Here is a 16,599-nt window from a genome sequence, read left to right as displayed (position 1 = left end):
AGTGATTTCCATGGGAATTTTGTCCAGCCTGAAACAGTGGAACGATGAGTGCAACGAACGGGGAAAAATCATTGAACAGCAAGAAGCTGAAAAACGTCGCCTGAAGTGGAAACAGGAAATAGAGGATTATATCGACAGCTACCCCAATACAGCACACGTTATCAAGCATCTACTCGATGTATTCGCTGAATGCGACTTAGATATACTCATTAAAGGGCAAGCCCCTAAAATATCCGCAATGCTCGGAGAAATCTACCGCAATCAAGCCGATGTTTCGCGTTTACACGAACTGGAAGGACGATATGAGGAACTAAAAGAGCGGTATGACGAGCTCAAAAAAGAATACGATAGGCAAAGCGAACTCATTGCAGAAATTGCAAGGAAGAGCGCCCCTCTAACGAGATAAAAAATGCTTCTCCATCCATCAACTGGATCGAGAAGCATTTTTTTATTTGATCGGTGAGAGTTTCGAAATATCTCTTGCAACATCATTCGCGACAGTTGCCGCACCGCGCGCCACTGTTGCTATGCCGCTGCCCGCACTTTTCACCCCGTTCTTTGCGCTCTGCGCGATACTTTTTCCACCGCTTACGGCAAGTCCCGTTGCCGTAGGTGCTTGTTGATTGGCGCCTACGCCAAAGTATTTTTGTGCTGCCTCAATTCCCGCCTTCGTGGACTTGCCAACCATAGAATCTCTTGCATAGTGCCCCATACCTCGTCCAGCAGCAGACATCATCATGCCAGTCCCAGTATTCATGGCATTCGCGCCAGCGCGTGCGAGACCGGCTATGCCACCGCCGCCTTGTCCATATCCCGCCACCGCAGATTTTGCCATATTGCCTGCAACACTTGTTCCGCCAGACGCGATCGCCGCCCCGGCAGCGACACCGGCGGAAGTCACATTCTTTGCGGTCTGTGTCATGCTCGCACCGTTGAGCGAGGGAGAGCCGCTGAGAAGTCCCTGCACCAGGTCGGGGATCTTCTTGATGAGGAGATACAGCAGGAGACTCACGACAACGGCCTGGATGAGGACGGGCATATTGCCGATGATACCGCCCTTAGAGGGATCCTGTGCGATCTTTGCAAATTCATCACAGTAGTCCGTGAGGATCCTGCTGCTCATTGCCGTGAGGAAGGAGATGACAGCGACCTTGATCGCTAGGTTGAACATGGCACCAAGAGCCCGTTCAAAGAGGAACTTCGTCTGCGGAAGCGCAGCGAACGGAATCAGGGGGATGGTGATCATCGCCATGGTGAAGAACTCAATCTTTGCCATGAGCATCTCAATCCCTGCCAGGACGAGCAGGATGAACATGATGACAAGGCAGAGGATGGTAAACAGCCCGGAGATTGGCGACCAGATCGAGAATGCCTCCTGTGCTGCACCGTACCCCGTTGTGAACATCGTGACCGCATTTGCAATGAGTGAGCCGGAGCCCATCCCGTCACTGTAGCCGCCCGCGTGATACCCGATCGCCTGAAAGCCGCTGCACAGGCTGCCCATAATGTCAATCCCGTGGCCGTACCAGTTCAGGATGAGGAAGAGATAGAGCCCTGTCTCGAGGAGTATCTGGACGAGGAACTTCATCTTGTCGCCGCTGATGAGATCGAGGGAGATCTTCACAGAGGCGGAGATTGCCGTCAAGACGAGGAGCAGTTTTGCAGCGACAGGCATGATGCTGACTGCGCCGGACTTCGTATAGTCGATATAGGTGCGTGTAAATGGCTGGAGGAAGTCATACCATTTGCTGTCCTCGTCCGCAGTGACGTGCATCCGGTACTCGAACGGTGCCTGATCCGCACCGCCGAAGCTCCCGCCGAACGCACTCATGAGCACCGTGCCAAAGTTGAGCGCAAGCCCGATGCCGAGGATGATGTTCCATGTGGTCTTGTTGGCCGTCTCGACGTTGAAGGCAATCATGATGCCCGCGAGTGCGATCATGATGGTCGATATGATCCGCGCGACGGTAAACATTCCATTCGCCATGGTAGTGAGGTTGTTCTGGAAGGCATTGTCGCCGCCCTTTAGTCCAATGTCCGAGCTAAAGCTCGCTGCGGCAGATGCCGTTGTGCCGTCCGCCAGGACGAGAACAGCGACGAGGACAAATATGCCAAGCGGCAGGATGTGCCGCATTGTCTCAGTGTATCGGTGCATATCCACCACTCCATTCATTGCTGTGCCTTGATGCTGGCAAGAGCAGCCTTACCTGCGGCAAGGTTGCGCTGTGCCGCCTGTTGCTCATTCGACTCAATGGTCGCGCGGCGCAGGTTCTCTGCCTGGTAATGCGATGCCTCAGCGGCAACGGCGTTGCTATACATCTTCGTCATCTGGAGCAGTGCCAGCACGCTGTTGGCGTTGATGGCGTTGCCCGACTGCATGACCTGCATGGCTCCCTCTGCCTGATTCGACGCATTCAGGGCTTCCTGTGTGGACTTTGCGATCTCAAGGTTTGCCTGCTGCGTGTTCTGGGCAGACTGCGCTGCATCCTTGAATGTGGCCGCGAGTGTCTCCTCCCGGCGGCGTTCGTTCAGGATGCCTGTGGCGACGGTCGTGTTGCCATTGAGAATGGACTGTAGATCGCCAAGACGCTCACGCCAGACGGTATCGAGAGGATTCGGATTCGTCCCGCCCTTTTTGTCACCCCATATCTTGCCGAGCACGCCCTCCTGCCCCATCTTCTCGTCAAAGATCTGTTTCTGCTGTGCGCCCTGCATCTGCGCATACTTTTCGATCTCTGCACTGCCGATCTTCTTCGAATTGAGGATCATGAGCGCCAGCTCCTTCTCCTCGGTCGAGAGGATTTTCGCGGTCTGGATGGCCGTTTTGATCGCTTCTTCGATGTTCTTTTGGTCGATGACGGCAATCGCCGCCTCACTGTGATGCCCTGCCGGGATCATAGCGAGCAGCGAGGCAGAGATGCCGAATGCGACACCGACCGCAACAGCTGTTTTTCTGATGGTCATGGTAAACACTCCTTTTTGACAATTCTCCTCCATAATCTATGGTAACCGAAATTTTTGCCAAAAAATCCTATCTTTTTGCATTTTGAAGTTAATTTGGCAGTTCTTTTGTCATCTGCATCATTTTTCCTTGGTCGATGATGTGGAAAAATGGCTCACGCATCAGGATGAAAATGCGCTCATGATCACTCCCCTTGTCAATCAGAAGACGATTCTCCTGCATCTCAACGCTGTGCCCCGGCTCGTGCATCAGGGAGAGGAGGTCGACGGTGGACGCGACACTGTATTTTTCGATCACTTCCTTGACGGCGATTTCGTTTTTTGCTGCATAATAAAGGTTGAGCGTGACGAATAGAAGCAGTGCATTGACGAGAAGCAGCAGTTTTGTGAGTGTCCGCACGCCATCGCCATGGCAGCGCGTGTAGATCCAGCCGCCGATGATGAGGACAAGCAGGGAAATACCTGCGGTTTGGATTAGATTCATAACTCCCTCCCTCACCCATATTGATACATCTGATAGAGGTTCATGTAAGCACGATGTACTTTGGCCACATAGTCGATCGTCTCCTGGTACGGCGGCACTCCACCGTACTGGTAGACGGCAGCACTGCCAGCGTTGTAGGCGGCGACGGCCGTACTTACGCCGTATTCGCCAAGTCCGCCGAAGTTGTCGAGCTGTGTGCGCAGGTAGATCGTTCCGCCGAGGATGTTGCCGAGCGGATCGTAGGGATTCACGCCAATGCCGGCTGCCGTAGCGGGCATGAGCTGCATGAGTCCAATCGCACCGGCGGGGCTGCCCGCGCCCATGTAGAAGTGGGATTCCGTCTCCATGACGGCCGTGATGAGGAGTGGATCGACGTTGTAGCTTGCCGAAGCATACAAGATGGCATTCGTGATCCAGTCGCACTGCGCCATGTCGCCGTTATAGAAGCTGGCATCGGTATAGATGACGCTGTAGAGATCGGCGGCTTCTCCCCTGCCCGGCAGGAGGACGCTCAGTGAGAGCGCACAAAGGACAAATAATCTGATATAGTGCATAGCATTCTCCTTCCTTGTCTGTTCTTTTTAGTATAAACGACAGGAAAGGGAAAAAAATCCGCTCTTTTGCACACATAAAAAGAACTTGCCGTCATGACAAGTTCTTTTTATGTATCTAGACTGCGGTCAGCGTGTGTACGTTGCTTGCAACCTATGCGTATGGTTCTTTGTTTGCGGATGCACGGCCTTTTCGTGCATCCATTCGTCCATGACCTCAACGAATTTGCGGATGTCGGCTTCATGCAGCGGATAGTAGCTGCGCTCAATCTGCTCCATCGGTACGGCAGTGAGGATCGTCTCAAAGGGGATGCAGCGCAGCCACTGGTAATAGGCAAGTGCCCATCCCGCCCAGTATGTGGGCGTTTTCTCCGCATAGAGTGCTGCCGGATAGGGAGGCTGCTCTATATTCAGCTCCCATAGGCAGTCCCAGAGAAGTTCACAGCCGGTGCGGCCGGCGACATAGCGGGGATTCCCCTTGCCGAACTGATCGGCCACACCGGAGTTCACAAAGTACTCTGCTGTCTTCCCGATAGGGATATGGCAGGTGTTGACTGCGTAGTCAAACATGTTGCCAAGATTCACCTGTGCGTCCGCGATATAGAGGTCTGAGTAGGATCTTGTCGTCATTCCTGATTCCCTCCTGGATGATACGCTCGATGGTCAGCTTGTTGGGAACGCGGATCTGTCCCCTGAGAGAACGTCGATAGTCGTCACGTGCACGTACATCACGCTCCATGTATAAACGGATGTATTTCTGCGCTGTCTGGTAGGAGCGTTTGAATGTAAGCCGCTCAAATGCCCGCTCTGATTTTATCGCAACCTGTTCCCCCAGTTTGCCGAGATGCATTGCTTCACTGAGTTTATCCAGACTGATGCGGTTCTGCAAAAAATCCGTTGCATACTGGAAGTATGAATCGTCCGCACGATACCCAACAACAACATCTGCCCGCGATAAGTCTACCGCAAAGTTTTGGATGAGATACTCCCGCGCATAGTCACTGTCATCGTCCAGGTTGTTCGGCCGACGGTGCTGCAGCAGTGTCCCAATCCAGTTGAGTGTATGGTACTGCTCTGAATTTAGATTGACTATGTTCAGCCCATCCGTTTTTAATGTGTAGCCTGAAATGACACCGCTCTCTCCGCGCTGGCAAGACCACTCTTTAGCAAGTTCCATATCCTCTGTACAGTAAAAGCACTTGCCGAAATCGTTTGCCTCACGGCACTTCGACAGGCTTGGCCAACCGATGGCATCACGAGAGCCGTGAAAGAGAATAATTTGTCGCTGCGTGATCTGCGCAGGAAGAAACGCCTCGTGAAGATAATGCGCTTTAAGATATGCGCACGTTCCAGATGATATCTTTCCCGTATCGAGGGTGGATTCGATACTGCCTTTCAGCTCGTGCTGCGCCTTGGGGATCAGCGCGGCCTGTCCCACAGATTCAAGGGCAGCGATTTTCTCCCGAATCTCCTGCGGCATCTGCTCTTCTGCGTAAATATCCGCTGCATTCTCGTTGCGCATGGACTTTCCTTTCCTCAACGGACGGCCGCATCATGGGCGTGACGCAAAAATCGTAAATGATCCCATGTTTTGACAAGCTCTATTCAAAGATGGCGCGTACATCCCCTGTATAGTTCGTCACGCCGTCATGATCGAAAATCTCCTGCGTGTCGTTATAGGTGATCTGCGGGTTCTCGATCTTCCCGGAATGATAGGCGAACTGAATCACGTACCCATTGAGTGCAGCCTCGAGTTCGGCAGCACTCCTGAGCTTTTGATTCTTCCACGCCAAGACGATCTCGTCGTATTTCTCCATACATCCACCTCGACTTCTCTGCTGCCATTATAACATATATTTCAGCAAGAATTTCTTTTCACGCCATCATAAAATTCATCCAGCAGAAGCATACCATATACGCATACGCCTGCGTGGTACCACTAAAATCTCGCCCATGATAGCTCACTTGTCAGGCTTATGAACGATATGCATAGAAAAAAGGCTGCCGAAGCAGCCCTCGTTCAAACGATTTCTTTTAGACCAAACCATGTGCAAGCATGACGTCTGCCACCTTGGAGAATGCAGTGATATTTGCGCCTGCAACGAGATCATCGGGGTCAGCATAAAGCTCTGCATTTTTCTTTGCATCACGGTAGATATGGCTCATGATCTTGCGAAGGCGCTTATCCACCTTCTCAAAAGTCCACTGGCGGCGCTCAGAGTTCTGCGACATCTCAAGGGCGGATACGGCCACACCGCCCGCATTGGCCGCCTTTGCCGGGGCAAAGAGTACCTTGTGGCTCTGGAAATAAGCAATGGCGTCGAGCGTAGACGGCATATTTGCACCTTCGCCGACTGCTTGCACTCCATTGGCGACCAGCAACTTGGCAGAATCCAGATCGATTTCACTCTGTGTCGCGCACGGAAGTGCAATATCGCACTTCACCGACCAGACGCCGCTGCATCCTTCGTGATATTCTGCATTCGGGTGCGTATCTGCATATTCCTTGATCCGTGCACGACGCACTTCCTTGATCTCCTTGAGTGCGGCAAGGTCAATGCCGTCCGGATCATAGATATAGCCGTTCGAATCGGAGCACGTCACAACCTTCGCACCAAATTCCTGCGCCTTCTCAATGGCATATGTAGCGACATTTCCAGCGCCGGAGACAACAATTGTTTTGCCTGCGAGGTCGATTCCTTTTGCCGCAAGCATATCCTGCACGAAGTAGAGAAGACCATAGCCCGTCGCTTCAGTACGCGCAAGACTTCCCCAGTAGTCCGTACGTTTGCCTGTCAGAACACCCGCATCGTAGGAGTCACGAATGCGCTTGTACTGTCCAAAAAGATAACCGATCTCACGCCCGCCGACGCCAATATCGCCTGCCGGCACATCCACATTCGGACCGATATGACGATAGAGCTCCGTCATGAAGCTCTGGCAGAACTTCATCACTTCGTTATCTGAGCGGCCGTGCGGGTCAAAATCTGAGCCCCCCTTGCCGCCGCCGATGGGAAGGCCGGTCAGAGCATTCTTGAAGACCTGCTCGAAAGCAAGGAATTTCAGAATATCAAGCGTAACACTTGGATGGAAGCGGAGACCTCCCTTGTAGGGGCCCAAGGTGCTGGACATCTGGACGCGGAAGCCGCGGTTGACCTGAATCTCCCCCTTGTCATCTACCCAAGGGACTCGGAAGGAGATGATGCGGTCCGGCTCGATCAGGCGCTCCAGAATCTTGTGCTCCTTATACTCAGGATGCTTTTCCAAGAGAGGGACAACCGAGGTCAGCACCTCACTGACGGTGTTTTTAAAATGGCTTTGATCGGGATCGCGCTTCGATACCAGATCCAAAATATCATCCACGTACTGTTTCATGTTCGACATAATAATTCCTCCCTCTTATCCTTCCTGGAGATTATCCAGTGAACGAAAATGAGTATAGCATAGAGGATGAAGTTTTGTATAGCAGTTGTGGGCATGAATACAATATGCATTTACAAATACAAAGAGTGTTCCCCTCCCCCCCGTTCAATGAGGAGAAAGGAACACTCTTCTCAAGTTATAGATGATATGGTTCATGACGGCTGATCTTGAACGAGCGATAGATCTGTTCCATTAAGAACAGCCGTATCAGTTGATGCGGCAGGGTAAATTGTGAGAAGGACAGACGCAGATCTGCTCGTTGGCGCAATTCATCAGACAGTCCAAAGGGACCACCAATTAGAAATGCAATATGGCTTTCTCCCATGAGCATCAGACGATCGATCCGTGCGGAAAATTTCTCGGAAGACATCTCCTCGCCTCCCACATCCAAAACGATCAGGTAAGCCCCCTGTGGGATTTGCGAAGACAGCCGTTCGCCCTCGCGGCGAAGAACTTCATCCTTTTCCGCGGGAGAAGGTCGATCCTTCATGCGTTCTTCGATGATCTCGATCGTACGCAGATCGGCATAAGGGCGGAGACGTTTTTCATACTCTGCAATACCGTCGCGTAAATATTTCTCCTTTAGCTTCCCCGCGCAGACAATCGTAATTTTCAACGATCCTCCTGCGGCATCTCTTCCAGAACGACCTCTGCCTTGTTCTTCGTACCGTTTCGTTCATAGGTTACCGCCACCTTGTCACCGACCTTATAGGAGGCAATCTTATTCCGCAGGTCAGCAACGCTGTTGACTTCCTCTCCGTTAATCTCAAGGATGATGTCTCCGCGTTGGAAGCCCGCTTTACCGCAGGGACCGTCGAGTGTCAGACGGAAGATATAGACGCCCTTATCGATGTTCAGCTGGTAGCCGTAGCGAGCTGCCGTGTCCGGATCGAAGACGGATACACCGAGATAGGGGCGTGCCACATAACCTTTCTCAATCAGCTCATTTACGATTGTCTGTACGGTATTGATCGGAATGGAAAAGCCCATTCCCTCTACGCCGCTCGCTGCGACCTTCGCGCTGTTGATTCCGATGACCTCTCCATCAGCATTGACCAACGCCCCGCCGGAGTTGCCCGGACTGATTGCTGCATCTGTCTGAAAGAGCTTGACGCGTTTGTCACTGATGTCAAGGGTTCGGTTCAAGGCACTGATCACACCTGCCGTAACGCTGCCCTGAAACTCAAGCCCCATGGGATTGCCAATAGCAATAGCAGGCTCTCCGACAACCACGCCGTCCGAATCACCGAATACGGCTGTCGGAAGATTGTCCTCATCCACCTTCACCACAGCAAGGTCGGTAAACTCATCCTGACCGATCAATTTTCCCTTCAGTGATCGTCCATCTGCGAGAGAAACGATGATTTCCTTTGCCCCACTGATTACGTGATTGTTCGTGACGATATAGCCGTCGCTGCGAAAAATAACACCGGAGCCGACGCCCTCTGTCTGCACCGGATTATTGAACCAGTCGCGTGCCACAGCCTTGTTCGTAATCCCAACGACAGCAGGACCTACAGCTTTTGCCGCACGCACTACGGGTGTATTGCGCGCATCAGAGATATTGGAAACATCCACGGTCTGTGCGGGTTTTGTCCCTGTCGTTCGGGTGTCGGCAGCCGTGCCCATGGAACAACCACCCAAGATTGCAAGGGATGCCAATACTGCGGCGGCGGTCAAAACAACGCCCTTGCGCTGATGGCATTTGAAATGTAAATTCATCATAACAGCTCCTCTTTATAGCTTAACTTTCGCTCCGCCCTCAGGAAGACAGGATTCGATATCTATCGTCATACCGCGCGTTGTGAGAATATCCTTGATCGTATTGAAAGCAAGATCGGGGCCATTGTTTTCCTCCGAAAGGTGCGCCAGAAAAACCTTGTGCGGTATCTTCTTCATGCGCGTCAGTGCCCATCCCGCTTCGGCATTGGCAAGATGTCCACGGTTGGAGAGAATTCGCCGTTTGAGCGGCCAAGGGTATTTTCCTTTACGAAGCAAATCTGTATCGTGATTGGCCTCGAAGACGAGCACATCAGCCCCCTCCATCGCCTCCTGCACGGAATCTGTCACAACGCCAAGATCGGTAGCAAGTGTACAGCAACATGAGCCCTCCACGCGGAATCCGCAGGGATCTGCCGCATCATGGGAAATGGGGAATGGGTGTATGGTAACATCACCGACGCAAAAATCCCCAGAGATACAATGCATATCCTCCGCAAACGCGGCACCCCCGTCAATTCCAGCAAGAGTCCCACGGGTCGCAAGGATCGGCAAGTGGTATTGCTTCGACAGAGTCTTTAGACCTCGCACATGGTCGATATGCTCATGGGTAAGGAGTATGGCGTCAATGGTTTGCGGATCGATTTCATTGGCTCTGAGCGCCTTGGTAATCCGTGCCGCACTGATACCGGCATCGATCAGAAGACGCACCCCGTCCAGCTCTATATAGACGGAATTTCCCTTGCTTCCACTCGCTAACACAGTTACCTGCAAACTATATCCCCTCCAGTGAACACATCATATTCTTTCTGTCTGTAAATTTTCTGCATAATTTCTATGGACTATGTTAATGACGCACCGATAAAGTCCTGTGATATCTCTTGACGATGTTTCCCGATCTTGACTGAATCCTTCACAGAATATTACTCTTCGTTCAGGGAATCCATCTCAGACGAATCCTGCCATAACATGACTTCCTGTTCAACCCACTTCCCCTCGGCCAGCATCACACGAATGAGGCTATGCCACGTTGAAAAATCTTTCTGCTCGAGTAACCCCGAAAGACGTTTTCTCTGCGCAGGGGTGAGGCTCTGCGCAAATGGTAAATATGCACGAAATGTATCTACGTCCATACGATATTGGCCGAGTGTCGGAAAGTACCGTCCTCGCAGGAATTCAAAGATACGGATACCTCCGTAATCGATGTCTCCCCAGTGGCGTATATGGAAAGTCCGATGGAGGGGTGCAATTTTTAAAAGAAGAGCTTGTACCGTACGGTTTGGGAATCCTGCCGTATAGATGAGGAGGTGATTGGTATCTACCGTTCGTGTCAGAGTTTCTGCATTTGTCAGATTCTCAATGGTCAGAATTTCAGGGGGAAGCACATCTATTTTCATGGCAGTGATTGTATCGTAGGTAAGCATCAATCCACCCGGAAAATCTGCGAGGAAATATCGTCGATCACCAAGCAGAAAAGTTAGATTTCCTGCGATCCACACCTTTCCTTGTGTCACGGCAATCCCAGCTGCATCCAAATACTCTGCGTCCGACTCACATGGTTCATCGACAAATCGACGTAAGAGACGGAGCAGCGGAAACTCTATGTGTTGTTCAAAATACTTGCTGTTGCGGAAAATACGCTGGCTAAATACACGTCTTGGGATGGCGCTCTCGCCTTCGGCTGGAAGAGCAAGGATAGCGCGTATCAAATTCGCGTAAAGAATCTGTTCTTTGGGTAAGATCGCGGGAATCACGTTATCTGCAAGTGATTCCATCATCGTGGCATAAAAATTCTGCACCCACGGCGTACGTGCATTTGCAAGAGCTAAAAGCTTTGTCTGATATTCTTTCACCCGTATCAAAGGCATGACTTTCCCCATCCGTTGATACAGAGTAGATACATTTGCAGAAAGAAGGATACGCTCTATCCGTCCTGTCCCGTGGCGTTCCCAGACGACGACAATCAGTCTTTGACGCTCAAGTTCACACGCTGCTGCATGAATCGCTTCCCGCTTATCGACATCCATTTCGTCGGTATAGTCAGCAGAAAGTGCGGATTTCAGGATACGAAACTGTGGACGACGCCCCCGCTCCCCAACTGCTGCTTTACTATTTTCGTACTTTTCCAATAAGATCGTTAGAATAATATCCTCATAGTGCATCTGCAGAGGCATCAGCTCCATGATTCAGCCCTTTCTCCCACGTTGCAACATCCCCCAATTCGTCAGTAAAGCAATGATTTCCCACATTGGTGACAATAATTGACTGATCCATCAGCGGGGCGATTGCTGCCAACTTCTCATCGGGAACAGCAACAATCAGCTGCATTTTCATCCGTTTTATCAGTTCGATGCATGATTTAATACGCTCTTCATCCATCTTGTTGAATGCTTCATCAAAGACAGTCAGGCGTATTGTTTTATCATTGTAAATCTGTTGAAAAGCGGCGAGAATTGCAATGTAAAAAGGAGTTTGCGTCTCTCCGCCCGACGTTTGCCGGAGGACTCTAGAGTAAAGATAATTCTGACCTGCCGTATCTGTGATACGGATGTCATAGTCCAGATACCGCCGATAATCTGAAAACTCTTCCTGCTCCTCAGGTGTTCCTTTGACTAGCTTGTCAAACAGCTCCATTGCCTGTTCGTTTGCCGCTGTGTCTGCATCGGCAAAGAGCCCGCCCGCCGTTTCCCAATCCGCCATCATCACTGCATCATAGAACGGCTTGTACTTCGCACTTGGCGTAACAAGAAAACTGTATTTATCCTTGTGGAACTGAAACTGATTCAAGGCATAGTTCAATTCACGAAATTCATAACGTGCACTTTCAATCGCCTCGCGCATACTGAAGATGAAATGAGCCTTAAACTCCATCTCCGACTGAGCGAGAGCCTCACGTGCCTTCTCCTCAAAGGAAGGTATATCCGTCCCAGAGAGTCGCTCTAGGATCTCTTTGTAATAACTGTGATCTGGATCATAGACATGTCCCGTATCTCCGTGCGCGAGCCCATAATGCTCTCGCGCAACGAGAAGTTTTTGCCACATGTTGTCGCGCCGGGTCTCATTCCCTCGTCGGCTGATCTCATAGCTTTGCAGACGTTCCTCCATGCTCCGTCCTCCACGCGCCTCCTGCATGAGCGAGGTAAGACGTGCTTCTGCGCCAGTACAGAGATCAGGATAAGTCTCCCGCCATGACTCGACGGCCTCTGCCGCAGCAGCTGCCGTACGTTCTAGGATTGGTATAGACCGTTCTGCTTGATCTAGCTCGGATTCAGCATGTGCCTGTGCCCGCATCGTCTCTGCACAATCATGCGCTGCCTCTTCGGCGCGTCGTTTGGATTCCTCATAGACAGATTTCAGGCGTACTGCCTCACTGAGATCCATGGCATTCAATTCTCCAGAAATGCGCTCAAGGTCTGCTTTACAGGCGTCAAGTTCGGCAAGAACATTCATTCTCTTCGCAGCGTTTGCGTATCGATGCAGCGGCTCATGAAGAACGGAGGAGATCCGCTTCATGTGGTCCGCCTCTTCAGCAAGCATGACTAGGCGCCGCCTTACTTCTGCAAGTTCTCGCTCACGAATTTCAAGCTGGCGGTCTATAGCACCTGCACCGATGTATGGAATCTCATAGAAGCGTCGTGGTATCTGACGCGCAACCAAGCCCTTGTAGGACATACAGCTTTTTGTCGCCGCGCTTCTATACCTGAGCATATCCTGCTCATTGTCCGCCTGCATCACGTTTCCAAGCAGGTGATCAATACACGCCTGTGCGAGCGGATTCTGCGTCAGCAGGAGTGCGGCGATGGATTTGTTTTCCTGTTGGCCGAGATACTTTTTTTCCGCCTCCGTATTCACAAGACCAACGCCCTCTATGTTGCGTTCTCTTTTTTCTGTTTCATAGATGTGCAGTGCTTCGCGAAAAAATTCTCGTTCCACGAGGAGGTCGAATCGCCGGGTATTCAGATACCCCTCCAACGTATCACGCCATTCTTCGTCCAAAATCTCAATCTCCTCACAGAGCACATAGACCTTAGAGCGACCCGCAAGTCGCTCTTCAAGCAAAGCCTTAAGACGCATCATCTCCGGACGATATCTGCGTTGCCTCCGTTTCAGACCTTCAATCTCCGAGCAAAGTTCCTCCCACCGCTGGACAGCTTCACTCTGTGCCTGCTCCAAGAGAAGATTGCCGCGCTGCCATAGATCGCTGACAGCAGCAAGTATTTCGCCGCCCGCCTTCAGCTGCTCCTGGATCTGTTCGATTTGTGTTGTCTGGATGGTATCTTCTGCCGCATACTTGAGAGTCCGCGCGAGTTCCTCCAACGCCTGTGGCATTCCCTCTGGCAGACGAAAAAACTCTCCTGCGGGATATGCGCCGAGTGCGGATACTTCCTCGAACTCACACATGAGTTCCTTACGCATGAGCTGTCGTGCGTCTGTGAGCGAACGGTATTTTTCCACCCGTTCCTTTTGTGTCTCCAGCAGCTCATCCCGTCTGCGCTTTTCGTCATTTCCCTGCCAGGCAGCATACGCCTCCTGCTGTTCCTGGTTTCTGCGTTTTGAGAGGCGTTCCTGTGCATGCAGTTTCGTCTGTAAATCGTCCAATCGATCACGACAGGTCTGTCTCTGCTGGTGTCCCACATCCAGTTTCTCCTCGGCGTTCTTATGCCGAAAAGACAGCAATACGAATTCCTGCTCATACGCCGTATCCCGCAATTTACAGTAGGTATCGTAGTGCTCTTTCAGCATCTCCAGTTCATGCTTTCGAGCACGCAGATCCTGCAGATCACGCTCGAATTTCTGATAGGAATAGAACACCTCGCGCAGAACATCTAGCTTCAAATCGCGGGGAAGAAGGACATATTCATAGATAAAATCGCGCACCTGGTCGATGGGGCGGAAGGCAATCGCACGAGAGAACGCCGGCAAAAAACGCGAGGACAGTTGCCCCAGACGGTTCATCAAGCGTTTCTGCCATTGTTTCTTCCCCGTCTCAAACACACTGCTGCCGTGCGCATACCTGCGATGGAATGTCTCCTGCGTATAGAGTGTGCCGTCCGTATTGCGAAAGTCAAGATCCGAGAGCGTATGCTGATCGATGAGAAAGAATTCCTCCTGCATCCTGTCATCATGAAAGACATCGACCACATATCCGACAATGAAGGAGTTTCTCTTTACATCATCATAAAACTCAAGTGCAATATAGGAGGTGAATTCGTCCGCACGCAGATACTGTACGCCCTCTGCCTTGATTTTGCCTCGCAGGTAGTGCAGCAGAGTCCTCCGTGCCTCCTGCGTCGCTGCAGCGTTGAAGCGCGTCTGTGTCTGACTTCCGATAAAGAGATACTGCAGCGCATCCAGCAGTGTGGACTTACCTGCACCGCTGTGTCCTGACAGCATTGTTGCCGCGCCGAAGGCGATCTCTTCCTCATCAAAATAATGCCAGTTAATCACCTTCATTTTCCGCAGCGTCTTCATGGTCCTCCTCCTTCCTCTGTCGATAGACGTCAAGTCTGCTATATAGGGCTGAAAGTTCTTCCCCGTCTACAGCAAGGGCGAGTGTATGGAAAAGTCGAATGCGTGACTCTTCGGAGAGATCCCGATCCAACACATCTGCGAGGCGATATTGCTTCGTGAGCTGGATCAGGCGCTGTATCGCCGTTTTCTTGAGATCGGGCAGGTGAAGTGCTAAATATTTGGCGCGGATCTCTGCGAGCGTCGTCATTGGAAACGCGCTCAGGTTTAGACTTGTCCGCTTTTCCTCGTAGATGAGGCGCAGTACAAGCAGCCATATACTTTCCTCCATGGTCAGAGCCCGTCTGTGTGCCATGCCCGTGGAGAGAAGCCATACGATCTCATAACGTTCGTCTACACGAAACTCCCAGCCGATGACCTGAAAGTACTCCGCAATCTCTTCCCGATAGCGACGTGCCGCAATATAAAGTGCAGCATCGTGTTCGCGTGTCAAAAAATTGCACGATAACAATGCCTGTATGACACTCCGAATACGAGTACGTTCTTCCTCGTTCAGCAGCTCAAGTTTCATTTTATTTTCCCCTTGCGCCTGACGGTGCGATTGCTGTATCGTACCGTATCTTGCTCCTCGATCTCCTTATTTTTGCCTAGCCGGTACTTTGCCCAATCATCATATCCATAGAGATAAACGTAGAGCAGTTGTAGGAGATCCGGAGATTCAGTTTCCCTCAGCAGCGCGAGCAATTCGCCAATCTCCATGGAACTCCGTTGCCCAAGAACATTCAAAATCCACGTTTCAATTTTCTGCCGTGATATACTGCGTGCGACGCGCTCTGCACTTTCGCGGCGTACCCGCTCACGCAGTGTTTCATCGACACTGCGTACGGGTGTGTCCGTATTTGGGCGCAGGACGCGTTTTTTGCGCGGTACGTAACGTGATGACGGAAGAAGCATATTCGTTGTTTGCAGACGAAAAATACACGGAAGCTCATCAATATCCCGTCTCTGATCGTGTGCCTCAGCGACTGCCATGAGAATCCCCGCGATCATACTCACCGTGCGAGCGCTTCCCTCCTGCTGCAAATAGAGTGCACGTTCATAGGAGGCACGAACATATTGATTGTGTCGTCGGTCGATCTGCGCAAACATATCATCAAGTCCTCGATAGATTTCCTCGATTGCCTGAAGCGACGCTTTCATACGATATTCTGCCGCATCCATCGATTCGGCAAGCTGACGTCGAACAGCATCATCGCAAAGCGAGCGAAAACGCTCCTTATTCTGCCGTATGTCCTGCACCTCCTGCAGGATATGGATACGGTAGCGGGAAACGTGATCTGAGGTCTTAAGGCGGTGATAACTTCGATCGACAATATCCGCCCGATATTCGACAAAATGATGGGAGAGTACATCCTGTAGACTCGTTTGGGAAGATACCTGCTCCATTTTGCTTTTAATGTTGTTCAGCAGGATGCGCAACTCTTCAACAAACTCCTCTGCCAAGCGCTCCGCTTCGAGTACTGCCATGCTTGGCTGTACCTTTGCTCCATCACCTGAAAGCACCTGATATGTAGTGAAGGCAAAGCGTTGGTATTCAACGGCTCGGCCTTCGCACAGATTCGCAAAAAGCCCCCACAAACGACTGCTGTAGTGTGGGAGCAAAATAAAGATTTTGAAGTTTTCGCGCTGTTCGTAATCCAGCCAACCGAATTCCTTCATACGGCGAATCATGTGGTTAGCTTTGGCACGCGACTCCTCTATGGCATTGTCCTTTTCCGAAAAAACATCGTCCTCATAGGCTACGCCCGCCTCTGCCCAGCTCTCGATGAGTTCCTGAAACTTGTCTCGTAGAATCTCCTGCTCGATACCAAACTGGGCAAGACGGTACTGTTCATAGAGACAAAGTCCAGCTTCCGCATAGATGCGGCGACATTTCCCCGCGAGAAGCCCGAAGAAGCGCTCCGGTAAGACATCGAATAACTCCATGAGATC

At 51.4% G+C, this 16,599-nt stretch carries 16 protein-coding genes; 1 reads left to right on the top strand and 15 read right to left on the bottom strand.

The features are described from left to right. Window positions 1-10: 10 nt before the first annotated feature. Entirely contained in the window at window positions 11-406 is a 396-nt protein-coding gene (locus ADJ74_RS09650) for a hypothetical protein (RefSeq protein WP_050343840.1), read from the top strand. 42 nt (window positions 407-448) lie between these two features. Here the strand turns inward: ADJ74_RS09650 and ADJ74_RS09645 are convergent, their stop codons facing one another. The 15 genes from ADJ74_RS09645 to ADJ74_RS09575 all read right to left on the bottom strand — a co-directional run bounded on the left by ADJ74_RS09645 (window position 449) and on the right by ADJ74_RS09575 (window position 16,593). Then, entirely contained in the window at window positions 449-2,155 is a 1,707-nt protein-coding gene (locus ADJ74_RS09645; protein ID WP_050343838.1) for a type IV secretion system protein, read from the bottom strand. A gap of 14 nt (window positions 2,156-2,169) precedes the next feature. Next, on the bottom strand, window positions 2,170-2,964 hold the full coding sequence (locus tag ADJ74_RS09640) for a hypothetical protein (protein ID WP_050343836.1): 795 nt from the start codon (window positions 2,962-2,964) through the stop codon (window positions 2,170-2,172). An 88-nt stretch (window positions 2,965-3,052) separates the two neighbouring features. Next, window positions 3,053-3,445, bottom strand: coding sequence for a hypothetical protein (locus tag ADJ74_RS09635; RefSeq protein ID WP_050343835.1), 393 nt, complete (start codon window positions 3,443-3,445; stop codon window positions 3,053-3,055). Window positions 3,446-3,456: 11 nt separating this feature from the next. After that, window positions 3,457-3,999, bottom strand: a complete 543-nt coding sequence (locus ADJ74_RS09630) for a lytic transglycosylase domain-containing protein (protein WP_050343833.1) — start codon at window positions 3,997-3,999, stop codon at window positions 3,457-3,459. A 126-nt stretch (window positions 4,000-4,125) separates the two neighbouring features. After that, window positions 4,126-4,626 (bottom strand): hypothetical protein, encoded by a 501-nt coding sequence (locus ADJ74_RS09625; protein ID WP_050343831.1) that lies wholly within the window; start codon window positions 4,624-4,626, stop codon window positions 4,126-4,128. Beyond that, on the bottom strand, window positions 4,559-5,518 hold the full coding sequence (locus ADJ74_RS09620; protein ID WP_050343830.1) for a DUF3990 domain-containing protein: 960 nt from the start codon (window positions 5,516-5,518) through the stop codon (window positions 4,559-4,561). The genes ADJ74_RS09625 and ADJ74_RS09620 overlap by 68 nt, the downstream gene beginning before the upstream one ends. Before the next feature lie 79 nt (window positions 5,519-5,597). Further along, window positions 5,598-5,813 (bottom strand): hypothetical protein, encoded by a 216-nt coding sequence (locus ADJ74_RS09615; protein ID WP_050343828.1) that lies wholly within the window; start codon window positions 5,811-5,813, stop codon window positions 5,598-5,600. 217 nt (window positions 5,814-6,030) lie between these two features. Beyond that, window positions 6,031-7,380, bottom strand: coding sequence for an NADP-specific glutamate dehydrogenase (gdhA, locus tag ADJ74_RS09610; protein WP_050343826.1), 1,350 nt, complete (start codon window positions 7,378-7,380; stop codon window positions 6,031-6,033). 175 nt (window positions 7,381-7,555) lie between these two features. After that, entirely contained in the window at window positions 7,556-8,035 is a 480-nt protein-coding gene (rlmH, locus tag ADJ74_RS09605; protein ID WP_050343825.1) for a 23S rRNA (pseudouridine(1915)-N(3))-methyltransferase RlmH, read from the bottom strand. After that, complete coding sequence (locus ADJ74_RS09600; RefSeq protein ID WP_371257521.1) at window positions 8,032-9,144, bottom strand: S1C family serine protease; 1,113 nt, start codon at window positions 9,142-9,144, stop codon at window positions 8,032-8,034. Before ADJ74_RS09600 ends, rlmH begins: the two co-directional genes overlap by 4 nt. A 12-nt stretch (window positions 9,145-9,156) precedes the next feature. After that, window positions 9,157-9,912 carry an MBL fold metallo-hydrolase gene (locus tag ADJ74_RS09595; protein WP_050343823.1) on the bottom strand — a complete coding sequence of 252 codons (756 nt, stop codon included), beginning with the start codon at window positions 9,910-9,912 and terminating at the stop codon, window positions 9,157-9,159. Window positions 9,913-10,061: 149 nt separating this feature from the next. Further along, the gene (locus tag ADJ74_RS09590) at window positions 10,062-11,321 is read right to left on the bottom strand and encodes a Wadjet anti-phage system protein JetD domain-containing protein (protein ID WP_050343821.1); all 1,260 of its coding nucleotides are present in this window, start codon (window positions 11,319-11,321) and stop codon (window positions 10,062-10,064) included. After that, entirely contained in the window at window positions 11,290-14,610 is a 3,321-nt protein-coding gene (locus ADJ74_RS09585) for an ATP-binding protein (protein WP_050343819.1), read from the bottom strand. Before ADJ74_RS09585 ends, ADJ74_RS09590 begins: the two co-directional genes overlap by 32 nt. After that, window positions 14,579-15,178 (bottom strand): DUF4194 domain-containing protein, encoded by a 600-nt coding sequence (locus ADJ74_RS09580; RefSeq protein ID WP_050343817.1) that lies wholly within the window; start codon window positions 15,176-15,178, stop codon window positions 14,579-14,581. Before ADJ74_RS09580 ends, ADJ74_RS09585 begins: the two co-directional genes overlap by 32 nt. Beyond that, on the bottom strand, window positions 15,175-16,593 hold the full coding sequence (locus ADJ74_RS09575) for a Wadjet anti-phage system protein JetA family protein (RefSeq protein ID WP_050343815.1): 1,419 nt from the start codon (window positions 16,591-16,593) through the stop codon (window positions 15,175-15,177). Before ADJ74_RS09575 ends, ADJ74_RS09580 begins: the two co-directional genes overlap by 4 nt. Between the last annotated feature and the right edge of the window lie 6 nt (window positions 16,594-16,599).

This window comes from Selenomonas sp. oral taxon 478 (assembly GCF_001189555.1).
GTDB lineage: Bacteria > Bacillota > Negativicutes > Selenomonadales > Selenomonadaceae > Centipeda > Centipeda felix.
Note: the sequence above shows the minus strand (reverse complement) of the source record. Positions and strands in the feature narration are given on the sequence as shown.